Origin of the sequence: Nostoc sp. CMAA1605 (genome assembly GCF_021596505.1) — a bacterium.
In the GTDB taxonomy this organism is placed as follows: Bacteria; Cyanobacteriota; Cyanobacteriia; order Cyanobacteriales; family Nostocaceae; genus Trichormus.
Window position 1 is genome coordinate 1 of record NZ_PJIZ01000020.1, and the last position, 25,618, is coordinate 25,618.

At 38.5% G+C, this 25,618-nt stretch carries 20 protein-coding genes and 2 pseudogenes; 7 read left to right on the forward strand and 15 right to left on the reverse strand.

Going from position 1 to position 25,618, the window contains the following annotated elements:
- Positions 1-143 precede the first annotated feature (143 nt).
- Positions 144-1,257 (reverse strand): annotated as a pseudogene (locus CV014_RS09635) (transposase); the annotation flags it as partial.
- Between the two features lie 366 nt (positions 1,258-1,623).
- On the reverse strand, positions 1,624-1,941 hold the full coding sequence (locus CV014_RS09640; RefSeq protein ID WP_236141818.1) for a GNAT family N-acetyltransferase: 318 nt from the start codon (positions 1,939-1,941) through the stop codon (positions 1,624-1,626).
- A 274-nt stretch (positions 1,942-2,215) separates the two neighbouring features.
- Here CV014_RS09640 and CV014_RS09645 point away from each other — a divergent pair.
- Positions 2,216-3,329, forward strand: a pseudogene (locus tag CV014_RS09645) (transposase); the annotation flags it as partial.
- Here CV014_RS09645 and CV014_RS09650 read toward each other — a convergent pair.
- Entirely contained in the window at positions 3,277-3,831 is a 555-nt protein-coding gene (locus CV014_RS09650) for a hypothetical protein (protein WP_236141819.1), read from the reverse strand. The pseudogene CV014_RS09645 and the gene CV014_RS09650 sit on opposite strands and share 53 nt — an antisense overlap.
- A gap of 302 nt (positions 3,832-4,133) precedes the next feature.
- Here CV014_RS09650 and CV014_RS09655 point away from each other — a divergent pair, with 302 nt between their 5' ends.
- A complete protein-coding gene (locus tag CV014_RS09655; RefSeq protein ID WP_236141820.1) occupies positions 4,134-5,261 on the forward strand; it encodes a site-2 protease family protein in 1,128 nt (375 codons plus the stop codon).
- A gap of 151 nt (positions 5,262-5,412) precedes the next feature.
- On the opposite strand, the gene CV014_RS09660 is transcribed toward CV014_RS09655, so the two are convergent.
- Positions 5,413-5,808 carry a hypothetical protein gene (locus tag CV014_RS09660; RefSeq protein WP_236141821.1) on the reverse strand — a complete coding sequence of 132 codons (396 nt, stop codon included), beginning with the start codon at positions 5,806-5,808 and terminating at the stop codon, positions 5,413-5,415.
- Positions 5,809-6,506: 698 nt separating this feature from the next.
- On the opposite strand from CV014_RS09660, the gene CV014_RS09665 reads away from it, so the two are divergent.
- Positions 6,507-7,277 (forward strand): superoxide dismutase, encoded by a 771-nt coding sequence (locus CV014_RS09665; RefSeq protein ID WP_268964579.1) that lies wholly within the window; start codon positions 6,507-6,509, stop codon positions 7,275-7,277.
- Positions 7,278-7,372: 95 nt separating this feature from the next.
- Here the strand turns inward: CV014_RS09665 and ureC are convergent, their stop codons facing one another.
- From ureC to CV014_RS09700, 8 genes are all read right to left on the reverse strand, one after another.
- Entirely contained in the window at positions 7,373-9,079 is a 1,707-nt protein-coding gene (gene ureC / locus CV014_RS09670) for an urease subunit alpha (RefSeq protein WP_236141822.1), read from the reverse strand.
- A gap of 167 nt (positions 9,080-9,246) precedes the next feature.
- Positions 9,247-9,432, reverse strand: a complete 186-nt coding sequence (locus CV014_RS29960) for a Coq4 family protein (RefSeq protein WP_268964580.1) — start codon at positions 9,430-9,432, stop codon at positions 9,247-9,249.
- The gene (locus CV014_RS09675) at positions 9,432-9,920 is read right to left on the reverse strand and encodes a Coq4 family protein (RefSeq protein WP_268964581.1); all 489 of its coding nucleotides are present in this window, start codon (positions 9,918-9,920) and stop codon (positions 9,432-9,434) included. Before CV014_RS09675 ends, CV014_RS29960 begins: the two co-directional genes overlap by 1 nt.
- 46 nt (positions 9,921-9,966) lie before the next feature.
- Positions 9,967-10,272, reverse strand: a complete 306-nt coding sequence (locus tag CV014_RS09680; protein WP_236141823.1) for an urease subunit beta — start codon at positions 10,270-10,272, stop codon at positions 9,967-9,969.
- 16 nt (positions 10,273-10,288) lie between these two features.
- Complete coding sequence (locus CV014_RS09685) at positions 10,289-11,062, reverse strand: Uma2 family endonuclease (protein WP_236141824.1); 774 nt, start codon at positions 11,060-11,062, stop codon at positions 10,289-10,291.
- 75 nt (positions 11,063-11,137) lie between these two features.
- Entirely contained in the window at positions 11,138-11,440 is a 303-nt protein-coding gene (ureA, locus tag CV014_RS09690; RefSeq protein ID WP_236141825.1) for an urease subunit gamma, read from the reverse strand.
- Between the two features lie 163 nt (positions 11,441-11,603).
- A complete protein-coding gene (locus CV014_RS09695) occupies positions 11,604-12,464 on the reverse strand; it encodes an urease accessory protein UreD (protein ID WP_236141826.1) in 861 nt (286 codons plus the stop codon).
- A gap of 58 nt (positions 12,465-12,522) precedes the next feature.
- Entirely contained in the window at positions 12,523-13,140 is a 618-nt protein-coding gene (locus CV014_RS09700; protein ID WP_236141882.1) for a tetratricopeptide repeat protein, read from the reverse strand.
- A 76-nt stretch (positions 13,141-13,216) separates the two neighbouring features.
- On the opposite strand from CV014_RS09700, the gene CV014_RS09705 reads away from it, so the two are divergent.
- The 4 genes from CV014_RS09705 to CV014_RS09720 all read left to right on the forward strand — a co-directional run bounded on the left by CV014_RS09705 (position 13,217) and on the right by CV014_RS09720 (position 17,825).
- A complete protein-coding gene (locus CV014_RS09705) occupies positions 13,217-13,681 on the forward strand; it encodes an MEKHLA domain-containing protein (RefSeq protein ID WP_442946898.1) in 465 nt (154 codons plus the stop codon).
- Positions 13,663-14,460, forward strand: a complete 798-nt coding sequence (locus CV014_RS09710) for a hypothetical protein (protein WP_236141827.1) — start codon at positions 13,663-13,665, stop codon at positions 14,458-14,460. The genes CV014_RS09705 and CV014_RS09710 overlap by 19 nt, the downstream gene beginning before the upstream one ends.
- Before the next feature lie 990 nt (positions 14,461-15,450).
- Positions 15,451-16,449 carry a terpene synthase family protein gene (locus CV014_RS09715; protein WP_236141828.1) on the forward strand — a complete coding sequence of 333 codons (999 nt, stop codon included), beginning with the start codon at positions 15,451-15,453 and terminating at the stop codon, positions 16,447-16,449.
- Positions 16,450-16,457: 8 nt separating this feature from the next.
- Positions 16,458-17,825, forward strand: coding sequence for an FAD-dependent oxidoreductase (locus CV014_RS09720; RefSeq protein WP_236141829.1), 1,368 nt, complete (start codon positions 16,458-16,460; stop codon positions 17,823-17,825).
- A gap of 44 nt (positions 17,826-17,869) precedes the next feature.
- Here CV014_RS09720 and CV014_RS09725 read toward each other — a convergent pair whose 3' ends face one another.
- The 3 genes from CV014_RS09725 to CV014_RS09735 form a co-directional block, all read right to left on the reverse strand.
- Positions 17,870-23,551 carry an ATP-binding sensor histidine kinase gene (locus tag CV014_RS09725; RefSeq protein ID WP_236141830.1) on the reverse strand — a complete coding sequence of 1,894 codons (5,682 nt, stop codon included), beginning with the start codon at positions 23,549-23,551 and terminating at the stop codon, positions 17,870-17,872.
- A gap of 507 nt (positions 23,552-24,058) precedes the next feature.
- Positions 24,059-24,946, reverse strand: coding sequence for a hypothetical protein (locus CV014_RS09730; protein ID WP_236141831.1), 888 nt, complete (start codon positions 24,944-24,946; stop codon positions 24,059-24,061).
- A gap of 76 nt (positions 24,947-25,022) precedes the next feature.
- The gene (locus CV014_RS09735; protein WP_236141832.1) at positions 25,023-25,532 is read right to left on the reverse strand and encodes a hypothetical protein; all 510 of its coding nucleotides are present in this window, start codon (positions 25,530-25,532) and stop codon (positions 25,023-25,025) included.
- Positions 25,533-25,618 lie beyond the last annotated feature (86 nt).

Genomic DNA, 25,618 nt, shown 5'->3' on the forward strand with positions numbered 1-25,618 from the left:
TTTTTTCTCATCTGAGTATCCTCTTGGTGGGCTGTAGACATCAATGAATTGGCGAGCGCATGATACACAAATGTAATTTTGTTTACTCACATCTTGCACCTGGAAATCTGGATGTCAAAACCATGACTACGTGCAAGGGGAGTTAGGCGTTCAATGTGAAGTAAAAGAAGATACACAACCATTTGTGGAAAAATAGACTCAAGGGCAGTTTGTGCAGCCTGACCCCAATCAGGTGGCGATGGGGACTGAAAATGCAGATAAGTCCAATGAGCAATCAGGTATGCAGCTAGAGAAAGAATTAGCCAGCGATACATCCCCTTGAGAGTTCCTTGCCCAAAACGGTGCAAGCCAAAACGATGCTTTGCGGTTTTAAACCACCCCTCAATCTGCCAACGACGCTTACCCCACCCTTCGGGTTCGGCAGTCGCTCATGGGGGAAACCCCCAAGACCGCGCTGCCTCACCACTTAAGAGTAGAAGCTTTCATGGGACGGGTAGACAAAACAAATCGTTTTTCTAGCTTGCCGTTATCACGCTTTAAGTAATACCACGAAACAGTAACAGGGAACTTTAAACCAAACAGATAAACCTGTTGCCCCTGCTTATGTAAACGTCTGATAAGTCTGCCATCGGCTAACTTACGACTGATAGATACACCTGTAACAGCATGATATTTAAGCTGACGTACACCCTCAAGAAACTCTACACTACCAAAAGCAGTATCTGCTAAAATAATAGTCTGAAATTGTTGAGTTAAAGATTGAGGTAAACGTTTCACAAGTTTCAATCCAAGCTGTGCTGGGGATGGCGTTCCCTTACCCCTCCAAACACGAAAATTCCAAGGAATACGCCATCTTCCTATAACTAAATAAACGACAACTATATGTAAACCACGCTTGCCGTTGTAAACTCTAATTAAGTCCCCAAATTCTGAGAACTTTCCCCGCTTTTCTAACGTTGTTAAGTCAATAATGACTTGTAAAAAAGGTTTCCTTCCTGGAGTTGATGACGATAATATCTTTAAAGCTGTTAAGAGCGCGTGGTGACGGATTACTTTAATCATTTTCCTTGTTGACCAAGGGTTTATGTTTAAGAATCTGCTGATTGCGCTTGAAGATTTTGTCTGACTGTGTTCGGGTAACGGGTGTCCTTGTGCCTCTAAAAATAAAGTCAGCATCGCTTCTAAATTATCTTTCTGATACTGCGTCGGCATCAATTCTTTGAGGGTGTAAACTAGGTTTTGGGCGTGGGCAAGCATTTTTCTTGCTTTTTATCGAATCTACATTTCACGCCTTTTCTCTCATGTTTTAAGCTTCAAAAGCAACCCTGACGATTTCATGTTGGTCATCTCCTTGCTTATGACGCTCAAAGCATCATCCCAGCATTTTGTTATCTCTGCGGTTAAATACGTAAAAATGCTAGTTACTGAGTATATTTAGTTACAAAGGTATTTTCCTTATGCTTCTTCCGTTACTGTAATCTTTTGCGCTGTTTATTCACTTTTTATGTGTTTACACAGCTAGGTGCAAGATATGAGTTTACCTCTTCTCTTTCCGTTCTTACGAATTTTCGTAGCTCCGCAGTATGGACATTGCACAGTAGGTGTCCTCAATTCATCCCTCTATTATGCAATGCCAGATTTTGCTTCTAGCAATGAGCCAGCCACCACACATTTAGCGTAGCCTTTACCTCGCAATGCTGGGGGTGTCCACACTCCACCAATCTGTACAATGTCGGGTAAACAGCTATTAAATGCAGAGTAAGCTACTGGTGTATTTTCTGCTACTAATAGCCAGTGAGTAGCCATAGCTTGATGTGCTTCCAGGGTTTGACGACAGGTTAGTTGCAAGTCTGGGGTGGCTACTATTCCTAAAGCTTCCACATTATAAGCAACGCTCCAATCGGTGAGTAAATCTAACTCATCAAAACGAGGTAAACTCATATCTTGCACCTAGCTGTGTAAACACATAAAAAGTGAATAAACAGCGCAAAAGATTACAGTAACGGAAGAAGCATAAGGAAAATACCTTTGTAACTAAATATACTCAGTAACTAGCATTTTTACGTATTTAACCGCAGAGATAACAAAATGCTGGGATGATGCTTTGAGCGTCATAAGCAAGGAGATGACCAACATGAAATCGTCAGGGTTGCTTTTGAAGCTTAAAACATGAGAGAAAAGGCGTGAAATGTAGATTCGATAAAAAGCAAGAAAAATGCTTGCCCACGCCCAAAACCTAGTTTACACCCTCAAAGAATTGATGCCGACGCAGTATCAGAAAGATAATTTAGAAGCGATGCTGACTTTATTTTTAGAGGCACAAGGACACCCGTTACCCGAACACAGTCAGACAAAATCTTCAAGCGCAATCAGCAGATTCTTAAACATAAACCCTTGGTCAACAAGGAAAATGATTAAAGTAATCCGTCACCACGCGCTCTTAACAGCTTTAAAGATATTATCGTCATCAACTCCAGGAAGGAAACCTTTTTTACAAGTCATTATTGACTTAACAACGTTAGAAAAGCGGGGAAAGTTCTCAGAATTTGGGGACTTAATTAGAGTTTACAACGGCAAGCGTGGTTTACATATAGTTGTCGTTTATTTAGTTATAGGAAGATGACGTATTCCTTGGAATTTTCGTGTTTGGAGGGGTAAGGGAACGCCATCCCCAGCACAGCTTGGATTGAAACTTGTGAAACGTTTACCTCAATCTTTAACTCAACAATTTCAGACTATTATTTTAGCAGATACTGCTTTTGGTAGTGTAGAGTTTCTTGAGGGTGTACGTCAGCTTAAATATCATGCTGTTACAGGTGTATCTATCAGTCGTAAGTTAGCCGATGGCAGACTTATCAGACGTTTACATAAGCAGGGGCAACAGGTTTATCTGTTTGGTTTAAAGTTCCCTGTTACTGTTTCGTGGTATTACTTAAAGCGTGATAACGGCAAGCTAGAAAAACGATTTGTTTTGTCTACCCGTCCCATGAAAGCTTCTACTCTTAAGTGGTGAGGCAGCGCGGTCTTGGGGGTTTCCCCCATGAGCGACTGCCGAACCCGAAGGGTGGGGTAAGCGTCGTTGGCAGATTGAGGGGTGGTTTAAAACCGCAAAGCATCGTTTTGGCTTGCACCGTTTTGGGCAAGGAACTCTCAAGGGGATGTATCGCTGGCTAATTCTTTCTCTAGCTGCATACCTGATTGCTCATTGGACTTATCTGCATTTTCAGTCCCCATTGCCACCTGATTGGGGTCAGGCTGCACAAACTGCCCTTGAGTCTATTTTTCCACAAATGGTTGTGTATCTTCTTTTACTTCACATTGAACGCCTAACTCCCCTTGCACGTAGTCATGGTTTTGACATCCAGATTTCCAGGTGCAAGATGTGAGTAAACGACATTGCACTTTTCCTGATGCTAAAGCAATGGGAATTTGTAAGTCTTGTGGAGCTAAGGAAAATAATATCTCTTGCTCGTCTTGACGAATTGCTTGATTACCGATTCTCAATATCTGTTTCGTAGCGGTAACTTGGGAGGCTGGCCCGGCGATTCCAGAAATAGCTTGACCAGACTGTGTTACAGTTGCTTGCACTACTGCTTCTAAATAAACAGGTGCTTGCACCACTAGCATACCGTTCCAATAATGAGCTGCGATCGCAACTATCTGATGATCTACAATAGCGGCTACATAGGTTCCCTGAAATCTTCTACCTTGGTTAATCAGTCCTGCATTGTGACAATTTGAACGCAAAAACATCGATGTATCAATATGTTGCAAGAGGAAGTTTTCTAATAACACTTCGTCTCCAGGTTGTAGGGTTTTCAAGGTATACATAGTTGATTAGTCAATAGTCAATAATCAATAGTCAATAGTCATTAGTCATCTCTAGAAATGAGGTTTTCATCTATACAGCATAAGGGTTTGAGATTCTTTTTCGGAGATGTCTATTTAGTCATTAGTTAGTAGGGGCGGGTTCAGTGAGAAATTCACCTTGTCAAACAGATATTTTGGTTCACCCCGCACGTACATTAGTCATTAGTCTATGACTCTATCTTTTGCTAGAGGGATTAATCATCATTATTTTCTAATATTTTGGTGACTTATTGTTCTCTTTTACGCTCAGGTAAAAGTAAGTTATGCAAGGGTTTCGCTTAGGCTCTATTTTCGGGTTTGAAATCCGAATAGACTTGTCTTGGTTGTTAATTTTCTTTCTGGTTCTGTGGACTTTAAGCGCAGGTTTATTCCCCGCCAATTATCCAGGACTTGACAATATTACTTATTTGGGGATGGGTATAGTAGCAACTTTGCTATTTTTTGCATCTTTACTAGCTCATGAAATTTCTCATTCTTTTGTCGCTAGGTCAAAAGGAATTCCGGTTGAGGGTATTACTCTGTTTATTTTTGGTGGTGTTTCCCGCACGCGTGTGGATGCTTCAACTCCTGGAGATGAATTTCAAATAGCAATTATTGGCCCTGTTACTAGTTTGATACTTGCTGCCCTATTTGCCTTGCTCTGGTATATTGGTCACATTGCTGGTTGGAGTGTAGTAGTTAATGGTGTGACTTCTTATTTAGCATCTATTAACTTAGCTCTAGCTATATTTAATATGTTGCCAGGGTTTCCTTTAGATGGTGGTCGTGTATTTCGTTCTTTGTTGTGGAAGTATACCAATAACTTAAAAAAAGCTACACAAATAGCTTCCACAGGTGGGAAGTGGCTTGGTTATTTACTGATAGCTTTAGGTTTGTTGCAGATGTTTGGTGGTGCTGTTATCGGTGGACTTTGGTTAATTCTGATTGGTTGGTTTTTGTACACTGCGGCTGAAGCTAGCTATGAGGAAATATTGCTGCGTACCAGTTTACAAGGAGTACGCGCACGGGAAATTATGACACCCTATCCAGAAACGGTAGATGCTAATTTGACGCTACAGGAATTAGTGGATAAATATTTCCTCAGTCGTCGTTATCAATCTTTTCCTGTGATGGCAGATAGTCAACCAATCGGTATGATCACTTTAAATCAAGTTAGGGACATCCCGCGAGATGAATGGACTCACCGCACTGTCCAAGAAACGATGATTCCTACAGAACAGGGTTTAAGCGCAAATCCTGAAGAGCCAATGCCTCAAATTCTCCAGAAAATGCAAGAATCAGGGGTAAGACGAGTGCTAGTGACTCAAGATGGTTTACTTGCTGGGATTATTACCGCCAACGACATCGCAAACTGGCTACAGCGACGACGAGAGTTTGGTTCAGTTGGTTGATACCAATTCAAAATACCCTTCGGGAAGGCTTACGCCTACAAAATTCAAAATTAAGAAATCTATATCCTGCAAGGGTTTCTGATTTGGATCTGTTTCATGATTTTATTGAATCGATATGAGGTAGAAGTCACAAGGTTGGAAGCATCATCACCTACGACGGGAAGATGTTTTTATGAGAGTTTTTCTTTTCTTTCTCCGGTGAATATTCAGAACAGTTTTTTGCTTCTTCTGTCATGACTATGCCAGGATTTACTGCACATTTTAAATAATGATTATTAGAATAAAATTTACATTTTTGGCAAGGTAATCGATGTGAGCCTCTTACAGATATGACCATCTTGTCTTCTAAAATAGTCCGAATTTTTCGCAACATGATAAAAAAGACAATCCAGCTAAAAATTAAGCCAACAGGAGTTAAAGATATAGCTAATTCGGGAACGCCTATAGCATCTGTCGGTGATGATTTAGATTGAATCTCTTTGATGTTTTTCGGAGGAAGATTTTGATTTAAGGTGAATTTATTCTGCAATACTGTAGAAACGGCCATATTACATACCTTTGATTTTTTATGAAAAAAGATGATATTTTTAACTTTTTTGAACATTAACAACAGAATTTATGACTATAATAAATACAATCTTCGGACTGATTTGGAAAACCAATAGCATTTTGATGAAATAGGTGATAACTGGTTTATGCTAATTCCATGCAATGAATTAACATATTTAGCTCAATCATTTATGTCGGCTCAAGCCCCTAGTAGTCACTTAATTATATGTTTAGCAAAAGAAATTTTCTTCCATCTCTGCCAATAGTTTTGCTTGTATTTTTTTACTCTATATCCAAAGTTATATATTCTAGACTTTAGATGTGAATATATATTTTTGTGGTAAAATCCATGAAAAAATAGCTATTTCCCCAGATGAAGACCAGGCAATTACTATTTTTGGTGATTAAAATGTAGTGGTTTATCGATTTAAATAAATATCCTATTCTTTGACGATTAAATTAATTATCAATCAGACCATATGATTATTTAATGAATAAATTTTAAAAACCAATTTATATATAAAATATTAATTGTCTAAATTTAAAAATTATAAAATAGGTTATTATTTTGCTTGTAACCTGAAATAATTGCAAATTTAGTGACATTTTTAAAATCAGATGATTGCGGAAAGTTGGTAAAAAGACAAAATGCAGATAGCTGGTTTAGGAATTAAATACATCTTGAGGTAAAAGTTTATGTTTGGGTTCTTGCAAAAGACATTGGCATTGCTGTTGACGGTAATTTTGTTGGTCGCTTGTGGGACAATGCCATCAGCTGAGTCACAGTCTCTCCAAGATACAAAATCTAATGCTAAGTCTTCTTTACCCGTGGCTTATGTTGATCAAGAATTAAGTGCTGCGCCTGCTAAGTTACCACCATTACCTTATGATTACTCAGCTTTGAGTAAAGCTATTGATGCGGAAACTATGAAACTCCATCATGATGCACATCACGCTAGTTATGTCAATAATTTGAATGATGCCCTCAAGGACTTTCCAGAATTACAGAAAAAGAGTGTGGAAGCGATACTGCGGGATTTAAATAGTGTACCGGAAAAAATTCGGACTAAGGTACGCAATAATGCAGGCGGACATTTGAACCACACTATTTTCTGGCAAATTATGAGTCCTGATGGCGGTGGAGAACCAACAGGGGAACTCGCCAAGGAAATTAACCAAACTTTTGGCAGTTTTGATGCTTTTAAAAAGGAATTTAACGCAGCTGGTGCTGGTCGTTTTGGTAGTGGTTGGGTGTGGTTAGTGCGTAATGGTCAAGGTAAGTTGGAGATTACGACTACTGCTAATCAAGATAGTCCGATTATGGAAGGTTTATATCCAATTATGGGGAATGATGTTTGGGAACACGCTTATTATTTGCGATATCGTAACCGTCGCCCTGAGTATTTAACTAATTGGTGGAATGTGGCGAATTGGGCGGAAATTAACAAGCGAGCCTCCGTTCGGTAGGAGCTACGCTAACGCAAGCTTCACTAAAATCATAATTTAGGTAATGGGAAAGCCTTCTGACTAGCATCTAGCTACAAGAAGGCTATACACAAGATTTAAAACAAAAAGTATCTTTGCGCCATCGGTAGAACTGTGGCGGGTTCACAGGTTAATAATTCGCCATCGGCTTTCACTTCATAGGTTTCGGGATCTACTTCTATGTGAGGTAAAGCGTCATTGAGTTTCATATCCTGTTTAGTTAATTGACGTGTCCCGGAAACTGCAACGGCTGATTTTTTCAACCCCAATTGCTGGGGAATGTCTCTAGCTAAAGCCCCTTGGGACACAAAGGTTAAAGATGTGGCGTGTTTCGCACCAGCAAAACTACCAAACATCGGTCGCATATGTACAGGTTGGGGTGTGGGAATGCTGGCGTTAGCGTCTCCCATTTGTGACCATGCAATCATCCCGCCTTTAATGACTATCTCTGGTTTAACTCCAAAAAACGCTGGTCGCCACAAGCATAAATCTGCTAGTTTACCTTCTTCTACAGAGCCGACATACTCCGCAATTCCATGTGCAATGGCTGGATTTATTGTGTATTTAGCAACATATCTTTTAGCGCGCAAATTATCAGCTTCCCCATCTAACGCAAGGCTTCCCCGTTGCACCTTCATTTTATGAGCTGTTTGCCAGGTGCGAATAATTACTTCTCCCACCCTTCCCATCGCCTGAGAATCGGAGGAAATCATGCTAAACGCGCCTAAGTCGTGGAGAATATCTTCGGCGGCGATGGTTTCGCGACGGATGCGGGATTCTGCAAAGGCCACATCTTCAGGGATGCTGGGGTCGAGGTGATGACAGACCATCAACATATCTAGGTGTTCGTCTAGAGTGTTGAGGGTGTAAGGACGGGTGGGGTTGGTAGAAGAGGGGAGGACGTTGGGTTGACCGCAGACTTTAATGATATCTGGTGCGTGTCCACCGCCTGCGCCTTCGGTGTGGTAGGTGTGGATGACGCGATTTTTAAAGGCGGCGATGGTATCTTCGACAAATCCGGCTTCGTTGAGGGTGTCGGTGTGAATGGCTACTTGTACATCATATTCATCGGCGACGCTGAGACAAGTATCTATAGTTGCGGGTGTAGTTCCCCAGTCTTCATGAAGTTTTAACCCCATTGCGCCGGCTAAAACTTGTTCGACTAAGCCTTGGGGTTGGCTGGCGTTTCCCTTACCTAAAAAGCCTAAGTTGATGGGGAAAGCATCAGCCGCTTGTAGCATTCGGTAGATGTTCCAGGGGCCGGGGGTGCAGGTGGTGGCGTTTGTGCCGGTGGCGGGGCCTGTACCACCGCCAATCATGGTTGTAACACCGGAGGCGATCGCAACTTCAATTTGCTGGGGACAGATAAAATGAATATGGCTATCAATTCCGCCAGCCGTGAGAATCATACCTTCACCAGCTAAGGCTTCTGTACCAGGGCCGATAATAATATCGATGTTGTCTTGAATATAGGGATTCCCAGCTTTCCCGATTTTAAATATTTTGCCGTCTTTAATGCCGATATCTGCTTTGACTATTCCCCACCAGTCGAGAATTAAGGCGTTGGTGATGACTAAATCTACTGCACCATCGGCGTTAGCAATCGGGGATTGTCCCATCCCATCACGGATGACTTTCCCACCACCAAATTTTACTTCGTCGCCGTAGGTGGTAAGGTCTTGTTCTACTTGTATAAATAATTCTGTATCGGCTAAACGGATGCGATCGCCTACTGTCGGCCCATAGGTTTCTGCGTAGGCGCGGCGACTCATTCTGTAACTCATAACTAATCCTGATAATTATTTTTTATTCCCATCTGAAACACTCCAGCTACTGATAGCATTTCACAAAAGAATGATCCAAATTATTGGTTTTCCATTCTTTCCCCTGCTCCCTTGCAGTCTATTTGTATCAAACTTAAAGTGAAACGCTATGCAGGCAGATTTAAGTTTTAGGGTATATAGACTGAGGTGGGTTCAATTCCTAGTTCACTGCGCCATTGAGATAGGGGTTTATCCCAATTTTCTTCCCATTTTTGGGCTATGAGGGGTTTAGCTTTTGCTCCCATACGATAGCCTATGGCAATTTGTGTTAATAAATTATCCATTTGTTCTGGTGCATTAATTAATGTTCTCATTAATCCCCTGCTAAGAGAATGATGGGTAAGGGGATACGAATTTGGGCTAAACAAAAGGCTTGTAATCCTAATTCGCCGTTGACATCAAAGCCTAATCCTGTAACTACGTGCCAAATATCATGAGTTTGTCTGAGGCGATGTAGGATATAGCTGGTGTCATCTGTGATTTTTAAACCCCGATAGTAATTGGGGTCAAAACCTGTATCTTTTATATATTTAGCAAAGGCATATCCTAATGAACCTTCAGGACATTTGCCAATCGCTTCCATATCTGGAGGTGGTGCAATATAACGTTCTTGAATAATTTGTGCTACTTCTGGTTTTGATTTGATATATTCAATTGCTAATTTAGTCGCTTTGATGTTAATCATCCCATCTTCAATATCAGGAGTTGCATCAGCACGACCAGGATCTATAAATAGAGTAATTGCACCTTTTAGTGTGTTTAAAAACTCTAGATTTAACCCACGTAAATCTTTCAAAAACATCTGACCCTGCCTTTGTGTATTTGGTATTAAGGTATGCAAGACTTAACTATAATTGACCATTTACCTTAGCATTAAAACCGTAAACTTGCCGACTACCAGTAAAGGGTATTAAAGTGATTTCCTTTTCATCCCCTGGTTCAAAGCGTACTGCTGTCCCGGCGGGAATATCTAAACGCATTCCTAATGCTTGTTCCCTATCAAAAATCAAGGCGTTGTTAACTTCATAAAAATGAAAATGTGAACCTACTTGAATCGGGCGATCGCCTGTATTTGCTACAGTTAATTTCACAATGAGACGACCTGCATTGAGTTCAATTTCTCCGTCTGGTGTGATGATTTCCCCTGGTATCATATGTAATCTGAATTCCTTATTGAGTTGGTAAGTTATTGGGGTCTATACCTTGCGATATTAAATAAGCAAGTAATCGTTCTTTTTCCTGTTTTTCCTGTTCTGCGCGTTGGCGTTCTTGTTCTGCAATTTGGCGTTCTTGTTCAATTTTTTCCACCGCCCAAGGTAACAAATTTCCCTTTTGATCCCACCAACGTAGCCAATAACCTGTATGGGCTTCTTTTGTTCCTTGCCATGTTCCCAAATATAAGCCCATTGCATCTACCCAATGACAACCATTTTCATCAGGTAATTTCAGTTCATATCGCCCATTTTCTAGTTGATAATATTCTAATAATCCGCTAATAGGTTCAAAAATGATATAGATGGTAACTTGCAATATTTGCTCATAAAAAAACCATCTTCCTGGCGGATAAGTGCGTTTAACAGAATATTCTCCACCGTCATTATCTGAGAGAAATTCCATCACTATTAGAGGAATTTCACCTTCTAAAATCGGTGTGTAACTTTTGCGATTACTAATTACTTCCTTTACTGACGGCACATATACCCAATCTGGGGCTTTAATCACCAGTTGTTCGTTAATAGTTGCACACAATCCAAAGTTTGATGCTATCAGCATTTGTGGTTGAATAAAACCACTAATTTCTAAACTTTCACGCAAAGCACCAGCCAAGATAGGCTGACCTGTATTTTCCACCGGTTCATCCTCTAGTTTGAAGTCTTGGGGTAAGGCTTCCCACTTGATATTCAGTTCAGTTTGGGGTTTAGTTTGGCTGAGTTGGGTTGCCATAATCAATTCACAATTCCAAATTAAGAAACTGATTTTTAAATTATCTACAACTATTCTGACTTAAAAATCATCTTTTCATCGAATTGGATTATGGACTGTAACTAATTTTGTGCCATCAGGAAATGTTGCTTCTACTTGCACTTCATGTACCATTTCTGCTACACCTGTCATCACATCATCTCTGGTTAATAATGTTGTACCGTAACTCATCAATTCGGCTACGGTTTGACCATCTCTTGCACCTTCTAAAATTGCTGCGGAAATATAAGCCACAGCTTCAGGATAATTTAATTTCAATCCTCGGTTTTTGCGCCTTTCTGCTAATAAAGCAGCCGTAAAAATCAATAATTTATCTTTTTCTTGTGGCGTAAGTTGCATTTTATTTTCTCCTTTACAAGTTGATTAAACCTGACTTTTCACGTTATGTGGAAAAGTTAACGTAAAACCTAACCCCCTAACCCCCTTCCCTACTAGGGAAGGGGGAAAATTAAAGCCTCTGAGGTTTGGAGAGGGGTTTTCCAGATCCCGTGAAAAGTCAGGATTAAACTTGCCACACTCTAGGTATGCAATAACTGCGATTGAAGATATCAAATCGTAGCATTTGCCACACGGACGTAAACCAGTTTCTCACCTCAGATGTAGAAGCACCACGGTATCGACACAAAAATCCATTTTCTAAGTTGGTAACGCCTATTTGGGAGTGCTGAGTGCTGAGTGGGGAGTGGGGAGTAAAGAGAGAACGTGCTTTTTCAATGGTTGCTTGGGTAACTGGAGTACCTACGTAGATAAAGTTAGCGGCGATGGGTTGTCCTGATAAGCCGTGGGGACTGTGGAAAACTGCTTCACTACCAGGGAGATACTGACGATCTATCCATAATGGCACACCATTTTGCCAAATTTCGGTGTGCGATCGCCATTCTCCTTGAACAAATTTCTCTCCTCTGGTACTGCGTCCAAAGCGGGTAATTTCCCAGCCTACGAAATTAGCCCCAGTTGCTAATTCTATCCGTAAATCTTGGCGATAAATTGCCCCGTTAAATAAAATTGTTTCTTGGGGTAGCCACTCTAAACAAGCACCTGCATCTATTTGGATATTAATAGTTTGTCGAGCCTGTAAGCCATTGCTGCGATATATCTTAGAGGCTGCGGCGGTAGTAATTACGGCTTGGGTTTGGGGTTGGAGGTGAATATCAGTAGATAGGCGATCGCCTCCCACAACTCCCCCGGCTGTGTGTAAAATGACGCTATGACAGACTTTTTCCCCTTCTGGATAAAAGGGACGTTGTACTTTTAGCGGTGCTTGGTGATGATTATAAATTAAATCAGTTTTACCGAGGCGATTAGCATAAACTAAATTAAGTTTGCCACACCAACCCGTTTCAATTCCTAAATTAGCCGTCATTATATCTATTCATATTTCTAAAGTTTCTTCTCTATCTTTTTCCTTTTGCCTTTTCAATTCACCATCCTCTAACTTTTTTATGTACTTGCGCCAAATACCACATATAGTCTTCAATTTGATATTTATCAGCCGCTTTAATTATATAATCTTTAGCTAAATCTACACTATTCTCAGCTTCATAATATAATCCCAGGTAAAGATGAGCATAAAATTGACTGCGATTTCCACCTGATTTGCCTACTCGCAAAACATCATCTATTGTACAATTACCTGCATATAAATCATAAACACAGCGCATAATTTCTCTGGGGTCATTTTTGACTGGTAAAAGAGATTTTTTTGCCTCATTCACGCCCATTAAGCGCGCTATGCAAAGATATCTCCAGACTGTTTCTTCCACATCTTGGGAGTTGACAGTCAAATCAATTTCAAACTGTTGCGCCCCTTCTGCAAATCTTTCGGCATAATAATAAGATAAACCACGCTGCCATAAGTAAGGTGTTAAGCGTCTATCTAATTGCTCTGCTATGTCAAAATCTTGAACAGAAGGTGTAATTTCAGCTAACTGAAATTTGACCATACCCCTACGAATATAAGCATTAGGATTTTGCGGTTGCTTACTAATGATTTCATGCCAGTGTTGGAGTTGGTTTTCTAGAGAATTGCTAAACCACATCATCTTAATTAGTAATTTTTATGTAATACTAATATATTTGTTGTCACTCAATCATGATTTACATCTGCATAATATTATGGAATTTCCCTGGCAGCAAGAGAAAATTATTCTCCACAGTCAATGCTTAATTCAAAGTTTTCAACATTTGACTGGAAAACAATTAATAGATGTGAGTGGTTCACCAAGAGAAATATCACAAGCATTATTTCACGCACCATTTGTTTTGGTTTCTCATGGTACGGAAGCAGATCCAATCTTTAATTATGGCAATCATCAAGCTTTGGCATTGTGGGAATTATCTTGGGACGATTTTACCAAAATGCCTTCACGGAAAACTGCTGAAGAAATAGTACAACAAGAACGCGATCGCCTGCTAGCAGCAGCAACAACTCAAGGCTTCAGTTACTTTTCTGGTATTCGGTTAACTAGCACCGGTAAACGCTTCCACATCCAAGACGGTATCCTTTGGAATCTCATCGATGAACAGAATCGATATTGTGGTCAAGCGGCAGTATGCTCCCAGTGTACGTTTATTACATAATTGATCGCACTCTTAAATTACCCAAGTATTGTAAATACATCGATAGAGGTTCAGAAGCAATGCTACGTGTTTATCATCTACTAATCGCTATTATTTTATTAATTTTTATCCCCATAGGAGCTAGATTCTTTTTACCTCAAGTTACTGACAAGAAAGCCACCACACCCGCGCCAACTGTCAAATCTACAAGCACCATACCAGACAAACCTAGTGTTAAGACAGAAAATACTTGGCAAAAAATCTTGGGGAAAACTACTGTCCCCACTGGTTGGAGTGTTGTACCTTGTCCAGACAAGGCTACATTATTATGTATTTCTGACCAAGGCAAACCTGTTGGTACGGTAGAAATTCAAGTTGAACCAGTCAAAAACAACTCAGAATTTCAAAAACATTTAACCGCCGCAGGTATTCCTCCGGGTTCACCAACAGAGTCTCAAAATCCAGAATATCAAACTAAACTCACCACCGCTCTGCAAGCCTGGGTAGCAGATTTCTACGCTAGCTTGGCGAAAAATCGTCAGAATGTCTCTACCTATCCACCACAGCAAGTAAAAATCGGAAAGCTTCCTGGTGTGCGTTATGGTTTTGTCGAGTTCACATCAGAAAGTGGTGTGAAAGAACAGTACATCAGCCATGTTACTTACGATGGCACACAACTATATATAATCTCTACTTCTTTTGCTTCAGATACCGGTAAATTCACCAAGTTGGAAAATTTTGCAGCCTTTCAACCATATCTCGATGCGATCGCAGAAAATTTAAATTTACCTATCCAGTAAACCCTTACTCAACCCTAATACCAATTTGGGATTTTGGATTGAAAGCCAACATTCATAGGCTATTTCAGAAGCGCAAAACAATACTACCCAAGCTATTCCAATTTGGAATAACTCCTGATCATGAAGATTATTAAATAACCTTACTGTCTTTTACATAAATCTTGAGGATTTGTCATCTATATTCAGGATGAATATCAGTATATTTAAATTCGTCTTTAGATACTTGTGTGATTTATTACTTTATTTTTGAATATCTACTTGCTTGATATTTGTATTATATGTAGTAGAAAAACTTGCGTAATGACAGGATTTTGAACAATCGGATGCTGTTATTTAACAATTTTGATAACAATCGCTATGTCAAATTTCCATGACAAAGCCGCAGATATACTGAAGCAGTTACTTCTCAGAATTAATAAATCTTGTAAAGACACGTAGATATTCACCTAATTTGTTTTATGCAAACTTAAAAATTTACTTAGTTATATGGATATATTGTAATTTTTGCGTAAAAAAACTTACTCACGCCAATTTTTTCTAAGTATTTATAAGTAATAAATATAACGTTGTATCAATAAAACTCCAAATTTATTTGTAATTAGATATAAGTACAGTTATGTTTTATTGAAAAATATAAAAAAATACTTAAGTATGGAAATGACAGTTCTTTTAAGACTAGTGAAATTTGGCATACGTAAGTAGATATTTATTGGCTGTCTGTCGTTTTTTGATCATGTTCCGGTAATACCAAGACATAAACCTTAAATCAAGATAATTTCTGAATTTCTGACACTGTAATTTATCACTATGGTGCGTCAGATATAGGTAGATTTATTTTGTCATAAGGAATATGTTTACTCACAATTTTTCTGTTATTAGACAGCAGTTAAATGCTGTTTTTATTGCATTGCGTGCTTTTATTTTGCTGCCAATTTCTAGCTGTAAAAATTTACTACTTCTCCATATATTTTTACCAACAGAGGACTCACCATGCAGAACAATATCACTCTCCCAAACCTATATTCCCCCTTTCAGCATCAATTTAATCCTCATGTAGAGGTATTAGAAGCCACCGTTTTTGATTGGGTGCTGCGTTTCAATCTAATTGCAGATGACTCAGCATTTAAAAGGTTTTCTAAAGCTAAATTCTATTTATTGATAGCTAGTTGTTATCCAAATTGCCCGCTTGCAGAACTCCAGATTGCCAATGACTGGTTAAGTTGGATGATGACTTGGGATGATGAGTGTGATATTTCCCACTTATCAACCCAGCCAGAAGTCATGGAAAGATTACATCAGAGATTTATAGAAGTATTAAATGGGGCAGAACTCACAAGTGAAGATTCTCTACGTTCTCATGCCTTAGCAGATTTAAGACAAAGAATGTTTCAAAGAGAATGGGCTGCTAATTTTCATTACTTTGTCCATAGTGTAGAAGACTACTTACATGGATGTATGCAAGAGGCTATCAATCGCTCCCAAAAGAATGTACCTGATATCGATACATATATTCAACTTCGTAGATCAACAGGAGCAATGGAGCCTTTATTTGAATTAATAGAATTTACCAATCATTTAAAAATTCCCAGAATTTTAAAAGAATACGAAAAACTCAAGCGATTAAAAGACATGACTAACAATATTGTCTGTTGGTGTAATGATATCTTTTCAGCACCCAAAGAAATGGCTAGTCATGATGTCCATAATTTAGTATTGGTCTTGCATTATCAACAAGGCTTATCATTAAACGAAGCTTTTCAACGTGCAGCAAAAATGCACGATGAAGAAATTAGAAATATGTTCGATATAGAAGCTTCTATCCCCACTTTCAGCACTAGTGCAGATGCTGAATTAGCCAAATATATATCGGGACTACATAGTTGGATTGGTGGTCATCTTAACTGGTATTCTCTCTCTAAACGTTATCAAACGGTAGAAACAGCAGAGGTATTTGCCTTACCAGAACTACAATACTCAACTTCTCACTAATAATTACAATGGAAATTAATCATTCATTACGTATTGGTATTGTAGGTGCAGCCTGTGCTGGGTTAACTGCTGCCGAGGAATTGCGAGATTTAGGATATCAACACATTACCCTCATTGATGCGAAAAATCGTGCAGGTGGTAAGACGTATTCCATTCAATATGCAGACAGAACAAAGCAAACACGAGGTATTTATGAAGGTGGAACCGTCTGGGTATTACCTAGTCCTCTCTATAAAAAGTACAAAAAGCGGTACGGTATTTCCCCAAGTCAACATATAATGCCTCCTGTACAAGTGTTTGACTTAAGCAGTGGCAAAATTTCCAGTCCGTTTTTAGTTCAGTCGCAATATTCTTTATTTAGTCGAATCAAACAGCTAGCAAAATTTTTCGGAAACTTAAAAAAATATACTCGGTACGATGATCCTGGGTATATTAACACTGCTTACCGAGAGATGAGCGAATTTTCACCGCAATGGTTTGCTAATAAAGATTTAGGTTTTATTCGAGAAGCATTAATTCCTATTGCTAATGCTGCACAGTTTGGCCATATAGAGGAAGAAGTAGCAACTGCTTATGTGATCAAACTACTAGCATTGCTAAACCGATGCGATTTACCAAAGAAATTGCTTCTTAATATGCCTCAGTTACAAGAAGGCAATCAAGAATTATGGAATCGAATCGCGGCAAATCATAATGTCTGTTTGGGACAGACTATTACGCGCGTGACTCGTTCTCAAACAATTCTTGTAGAAACCACCTCCCAGCAGTGGGAATTTGATCATTTAATTTGGACTGCGCCTGTAGACGAATTTTTGGGTGTTGCGGATACTTCCCCTGAAGAAAGAAATATTTTTTCTAAAGTTCGCACAATTAAGCGAGCAGTTATTACCTGCAAAGTAGAGGGTTTACCTAGCAACATTTTTTACTTTGTCAGAAATACTTCTCAGCAGCCTTTGCCAGCTAGTTATCCATTGGCAATGTATGAAGTTGATCCTGGCAGCAAGATTTATAACTTTTATCCATTTATGGATGATACAACAACTGTAGAGGAACTAGAAAATAGTGTGCTTGATTTGGTGAAAAAATTGGGAGGCACTCAAGTTGAATTTTTAGCTAAACCTCTCATCTGGAAGTGGTTTGCTCATTTTTCACCTCACGATCTTCGTGATGGCATTTATGAGCGATTAGATATGTTGCAAGGCTGTCGAAATACATACTTTGCCAATGAGTTAACGGCTGGGGTAAGCGTACCCTATGGTATTGAGTATGCTGCTGATATCGTGCAACGCTTCTTCTCAGCACAGGCATCTAGTATAGGTAAAATATTACAAAAACAAGAGTTTTCTACAGCTTCCAATCAATTATCCACACGTTAAACCTATCTTCACTAGCAAAGGCTAATTTCCGCTACTTGAGGTTTTTACTTGAGTAGTGGAATTTCAATGATCAACTCAGTGCCGGCTCCTGGAGTAGAGTTACAGATCAATTGACCTTTATGTTTTTCCACAACAATTTGATAACTAATAGATAATCCCAAACCTGTACCACTACCTACAGGTTTAGTAGTAAAAAAGGGATCAAAGATTTTTTCCCGCACCTGCTCTGTCATTCCCAATCCATTATCAGCAATGGTAATTCGTACAGTATTTGACTTGGTTAACTCTGTAAAAATACGAATTTCTGGTTGTGTTAATAGTTGGTTGTTGTTGATGTTTGAACCTTCTAAAGCATCAATCGCATTATTCAGAATATTCATAAACACCTGATTAAGTTGACCAGCATAACAATTGACTGGTGGTAGTTTAGCGTATTGTCTATTAACAATAATTGCTGGTAAATCTCGTTTTTCTTGGAGTCGATGCTGCAAAATCATTAGTGTATTCTCAATACCGTCATGGATATCTACAGGCTTCATGTCTGATTCATCTAGACGAGAAAAGTTACGTAGACCCAAAACGATATGCCGGATTCTCGCACTTCCTACCATCATTGATTCCAGAGTTTTTGGTAGGTCTTCTGCGATAAAATCTAGGTCAATTTCTGCGGCTTTAGCTGTTACAGCAGATGAAATATTAGGCAATTCTTGCTGATATAAAAATAATAAGTCCAACAAATCCTGTACATATTCATGAGTATGGGTAATATTACCATGAATAAAGTTTATGGGATTATTGATTTCATGGGCAATCCCTGCAATCATTTGACCCAACGAAGACATTTTTTCACTTTGAATTAATTGAGTTTGTGTACGCTGCAATTCTTGTAAGGTTTGTTGCAAGCGTTGATTTTGACTATGTAGTTCCTGGGTTCTGGCTTCTACCTTTGCTTCTAAGCTGTGGCTATATTCCTCTAAACTTTGATGAGCCTGTGCCAAATTATTGTAGAGCATGGCGTTTTCTATAGAAATTGCCGCCTGAGTAGTGAGAAGCTTCAGAACTTCCACGCGATCGCAGGTAAAGGCTTCTGTCAATAAATTGTTTTCTAAGTACAAAATACCCAGAAATTTACCTTGATTGATAATTGGAATACACAATATACTCTTAGGCTGCTGATTTGTAATGTAGCGATCGCCTGCGATAAAAGCTACAGTTTTCACATTATCAATCACTAAAATCTCTCTGTTCCTTTTGACGTAGTTAATCAAGGTTACAGGTACATCATTACTAGATTCTAAACTAGTTGAGGGGAAAGATGTAGAAATAGAAGCTAAATTTGCACTGTGGCTAACTGTGGTAACTATTAATGCCGATGTATTCTCTTCGCTTAATATTAATGCAGATTTAGAAGCTCCAGCATTTTCCATAACTACTTGCATTAATATCGCTAGTAGTTTCTCTATCTCTATCTCGCCAGAAAGAGCTTGTGAAGCCTTGATTACAGATGCCAAATCTAGGAATTGGGAAGTGCTAGTTTTAGAAGCAATAGCAGTCTGTTGATCAATTTTTTTGGAGATACTTTGATGAATAGATAATGTAATTTTTCCACTGGTGATTTTATCACTAATTTGAAGACTGAGTTTTTCCTGCTGAAGAACAGGGGCAAGTAATTGCGGATAGCGTTTAGCCAAATCATCAACTTTAGCTTTTGCCCCCCAGCGACTGTAGTTATAGTAAGCATCTGTTATATAGGTTTGGGATATTTTTTGTTTACCCCACTCTAGATAAAACTTAGCTGCTAGCTCATTAGCTAATGCTTCTTCTTGAATGTACTCATTTTGGTGAGCTAGAGCAATGGCACGATCATAATAATTTATTGCTTCTAGATATTGCTTGGACACACGATACTTTTCTGCTTCTACAAGATAATACTTATGCAGATAATTCATGGGTGCATGATGCGCCCAATGCTGCATTTTTTCTTGGTTTGCTATCACACATTGAAAAATTTGTTCTTTTTCATTTTCTGGACTAACTAAATAGATTGCTAACCGAGTTAGTGAATCATAGAAATATAGTTGCGGAGTCATCAACATTCCTATGCCACCATATAAATACTGCTTGGCATAATTTGTATATGCCAAGGCATTATTGTATTCACCGAATAAATAACATACTATAGTTTTGCATAAATGCAAGTGTAAAATTGCAATTCCGTCATTAGATTTAAGATGGATTGATAAATTGTTATCTTCATCATAAGCATCGCCAACTAAGATACAAATTTGTTCCGTATTCCCTAGCAGATTTAATACTGTTTGCCGATAAATTTCGTTCCAGTAAAATACCCTTTCTTGTTTAATTTGATTAATTGAATTACTATGTTTCTCTAATTCTGGGAGTAGACTACTTAACTCTGCACCTTTAAAAAACAGGAAATAGGAATAAGCATTAATAGCGTAACTAGCAAACTCCAAATCTCCAGTTTCTATCCCTGATAAATAAGCATCTAGAAATGAATTTATGCTTTCTTTTATATGCTCTTTCCAATGTCTAATATGGGCATTGAATGAGTGACAAATTTTCGCGGTAACTGCCTGTGTTTGGAATTTATCTGTTAATTCTGTGGCAAGTTTGCCAAATTGATAGCCATCTTCAATTTTATCGACAGAACCGCACAGGATTAAACCATACACAACATATGCAAAAGCAGATAATATATTATTACCATATTCAAGCGACAAATGAATTTGCTTCAGTGCAATTAATATAAATAAGTTAGGATTAGATTGATAAGCAAAAACAATGATGTTTGATAAGAGTCGCATGACCGCTAGTGGTTGTGCTGCTGTCATTTCTGGCAAATCAATTAAAGTTTTAATACTACGATTAGCCAGATTTGAATTGATTTGTTGCATTTCTTGCTGAATATCAAACTCAGTGGGATTTTCAGAAAATTCCACTCCCAGCAACTTCAAAAATGCTAATCCTGTATTTACAGCCTCTATAGCTTTATTCTGCGCTCCATAGGCTTGAATTACAATTTCATAAACTTTGACTTTCTCTAGCAAAGTTTTAGTATTTAACAAAACTATCTGAACCAATGTTTCCATCTGGTCAAAATCACCAGCCAAATAAGCTGCTTCTGCTGCTGTCTCATATAATGCTAAAGTCAGTTCATATTTGCTTTCCCATTTGTCATCTGCAAGCAGTTCAATTCCTGTCTTTAAATATTTAACTGCTGCTGTATAAGCTGTGGAAGTTAAAGCTTTTCTTCCAGCAAGTAAATTCATATCAGCTAGTTCATCGCGCTGAGTCTGATCTGTGATTAATTCCACAGATATATTGAATTGATTCACTAGCTGAAAAATATTGGCTTCTCGTTCTTGAATTGGAATATTATTTAACAATAATGTGCCAATCTTTAAATGAATTTCCTTTCTTTCTGATTCTGGAATTAAGCTATAAGCAGCCTGTTGGACTCGGTCATGAATAAATTTATACTTAGGTATGGGTAAATTACGATTTTTTACGTTATTCTTTGCACTCTTATCTAGAAAAACCTCATTACTATCTTGGAATAATTTATAAACATCTGTTTGTGCTAAGATGATGCCCTCATGTAATGACTGCCAGATATCAGAGGCTGTATCTACTACTGATTTTTCGCGGATAATTGCTAATGTCTTCAAATCAAATTCATTACCAATACAGGCTGCTAATTTTAAAACATCTTGCGTCATTTTTGGCAGTTTTTCTATCTGCATTGCCATGAATTTTACGACATCGTCTGTCAGAGCTAATTCCTGTATTTGATTAATGTCATACTGCCAATATCTCAACTCAAAATTAAATTTAATTATGCCTTCTTGATGTAAAAATTTTAAAAACTGGGTGGCAAAAAAAGGATTGCCTTTAGTTTTAGCAAACACCATTTGGGTTAAAGGAACAGATATGCCTTCTTCACAATGTAGAGTATCAGCAATGAGAAGATTTAAATGACTTTGATTTAAAGGCAATAAGTCTATAGAGTTGATTTTAGTTCCTGTTTTAGAGATTTCCTGAATTGTTAAAGCAAGCGGATGAGTTGGGCTAACTTCATTGTGACGATATGCACCGATTACGAGTAGGCTACCTGCGGCTTGCTCATCGGTGTCTGTTGTATCAACTAACCAAGGTTCGCCATCAAAGATGGGTGTCCAAATATTTTCCTTAATTTCTGGATGCGATGAAGTAGAATTTTCTCGTGTTCCCTGACCTTGACTGAGCAGGAATTGAATAAATTTTAATGAAGCTGTATCTGCCCATTGTAAGTCATCTAAGAAAATTACTAAGGGATGAGACTTAGTATTAAATACTTGAATAAATCTTTGGAATAACAGATTAAAGCGGTTTTGAATAGCCGTCCCAGAAAGTTCTGACACCGATGGCTGTTTACCGATAATTTTCTCTAGTTCAGGAATGACATCGATAATTACTTGAGCTTGTTCGCCTAAAGCTGATAGAATTTTAGTCCGTAATTCCTGGATTTGAGCATCATTTTCTAATAATATTTGTCCGATTAAATCACGGAAAGCTTGTACTAATCCTGATAGGGGAATATCCCGTTGAAATTGATCAAACTTGCCTTTAATAAAGTAACTTTGTTGCCGGACAATAGGTTTGTGAATTTCATTAACAACTGCTGTTTTGCCGATACCAGAAAATCCTGCGACTAAAATCATCTCTGTCGCTCCCTTGGTGACACGTTCAAAAGCTGCAAGTAAGGTAGCAACTTCTTGTTGACGACCATAAAGTTTTTCTGGTATGAGGAATCGGTCAGAAATATCTTTCTGTGCTAATTCAAAGGGTTCTATTTTGCTATTTTGTTGCCATTGGTGATGACAAATTTCTAGGTCATATTTAAGTCCATAGGCACTTTGATACCGGTCTTCGGCGTTTTTCGCCATCAATTTGGCGACAATATCACAAATTACTTGGGGAATTTCCTCTCCATTACTCAAAAGCGGTGGTTCTTTAGCAATGTGAGAGTACACCAACTCCATTGGATCTTGGTTGGTAAATGGTAAGTGTCCACTGAGTAGTTCAAAAAATGTCACCCCCAAAGAATAGAAATCACTGCGGTAATCAATACCTCGGTTCATTCTTCCTGTTTGTTCAGGGGAGATGTAAGCTAATGTTCCTTCTAAGACATTGGGATTGGTAATATTCTGAATTTCTCTGGGTAATAGAGTGGCGATACTAAAATCAATTAGTTTAATTTCTTGGGTGTTGGGGTTGATGAGGATGTTGGCGGGTTTGATGTCTTTGTGGATAATGCGATCGCGATGTAATTCTGCCAAAATAGACACTATGGCTATTGCTATCGGTAAAAACTCCGTAAGAGTCAATCGACCTGCTTGTGTAACTTTATACTGCTTTACCCAGTCATTCAATGAGGTACTGTGAAAGTCCTCCATAACTAAAGCATAGCCGTTGCGATAGTTTTCTAAACACAGAGGTTTAACTATCCCTGCAATATCTAAATTTTTGGTAATGGTGTACTGATTACGGAATTGAGCAATTTCATTAAATGTAGGGTACTCATTCCGCATCAATTTAATGATCACAGGTTTTCGGTCTTTTTCTCTAATAGCTCGATAAACTAGGGTTTTGCTGCCAATATAAACTTGCTCTATGATCTGATATCCAGACAGAGGAAAAAAAGTATTTGATAAGGCTAGCATTGCAGGGATTTTTATATTTTTATTGAGCGATTTATATTTTATTATTCCCTAAAATTTATTATTATCCAAATATTCTTTAACAAAAAATATATTTAAAAAACAAAAAACTTTGAATAATTTTTACTTCAGTATTACCACTTAATTAATGCTTATTTCCCCATAAAAATCAATTCTAAATTCCACTGAATTGATATTTTAATGTTTAGATATTTATAAGTAATAGCACTGAAATACAAAATTCATCTCAATTATTTATGAAGCTGCATATAATTTGATCCCCACTAGAGCATCGATTCAGTAATCAAAAACCTAACCCCCCAGCCCCCTTCCCTGCGAGGGAAGGGGGAGCCAAACTCCCCTCTCCTCGTAGGAGAGGGGTAGGGGGAGAGGTTCTTTCAAGATTACTGAATGGGTGTTCTAGCCACTCTTAAAAAAAGGGGAACAACAAACAAAATTAAAGTCCCCTTAAAAAGAGGACTTTAGGGTGATATAAATGTGTGGAAACTGTTAAATCTCGGCCACTGCGCGTTCAATTAAACGGCGTGCTAGGGTTTGAGTACCTGTGTGTTCGTAGTAATTGGTAGATACATCTAAAAAGGCTGCTAGATAATCTAATTTGTCATCAGAAAATTGAATAAAACTTTGCAAATTGCCCACAACTTTTTGGGGACTTAAATTATTTGCAGAGACAATGCCACCCATCCAACCTTTAACTGAATCTAAACTGTTACCAATAAAATCGAGTTTACTGCCCACATTATTACCAGGAATTAAATCTTTCATTCCTTGGAAAGTAGAACTTTTATCTAACTCATTGGGGTTGGTTTGACTTAATCCAGATAACGCTTTATTGATAAAATCTGGCCCCAAGGGTATCAAACCATCAACGCAGACTAAAGCCACCATACGAATTAGGGATTCGCCACTGTATTCTCCTAAAGAAGCGACAAAATCACCGATGCTATCCCCAGGAATGCCATTAATTTGACAAAAAGCGACTAATTCCGCTACTACCTTCAAAGATAAATCGATGACTTGAGCCTTATCTGCTTTGGGAGTAATTGAGTTGAGAAAACCTAAAAGTGGAATGCTTTCACCAACTTTATTAGCTAAGGCTGCTGCACCTAAAGCCTTATCTGTACCGTCAACAGTTTGATAAAGCCACATTGCTGTTTGATATCCTTGGGAGCGATCATTGTAAAGATAGATTGCTCGTTCGCCAATTTGCTGAATTAAACTATCGTCAGTTTCACCAGTAACAGTCTTAATAGTATTGACAAAGCCGACTGTATTTTGCCACTCACCAGGAGCGACAAAATCTAAAGCATTTAACATGGAAATTGTCAAGCCACTGGTTGGTAATTGATCAACCAACTCAAAAATTGGTTTGCTCACAAAAATCTCCTAATTTAGATTTGATTATTCTTGATGACAAAGTATTTTCCACTCTGTTCTTGAGTGTGAATACAGACTATTTGAGTTTGGCTAGTCCATCTAGATTAAATTTGGCGATCCAATCAGCGCGATCGCTAGCTTTAAATGATGGAGAACGCGATAATACTTTTACCTGATATTTACCCACTAACACCGCAGTTTGAGTATTACCTACTTCCACAGCCGGATAACCAGCGATGTTTTTCGTACTATTAGAAAACTTCGCGGCTGCGCCTGGTGTACTGCTAGTATCCGAAATCGATAACACTGCTACGTCTTTACCAGCTTTTTTTAATTTAGCTTCAGCAAAACCCTTTTTCTCTTGAGTGTAGACTCGTTGATAATCAGCTTCCTCACTGGGGAAAAATTTATTGAACTCACTCCCTTGAGTCGCATTTTTCGCAACCGCCTGACCATTCTTTTGACGACTGCTTTCTTGTTGTACTTGATCAAAACGGCCTGGTGCTTTGGCTGTACAAGCTGTAGTCAGTAATAACACTGACAGCAACACAGCAGCTAAGACCCTACGCGTACGAGGAAAAATCATCTCTAGCTTCTCCTAATAGTTGAGCTTTGAGGCAATTATCTGTGCTGCTGCCAGTTTCTACCCAGAAACTTTACCTTTTGATAAGT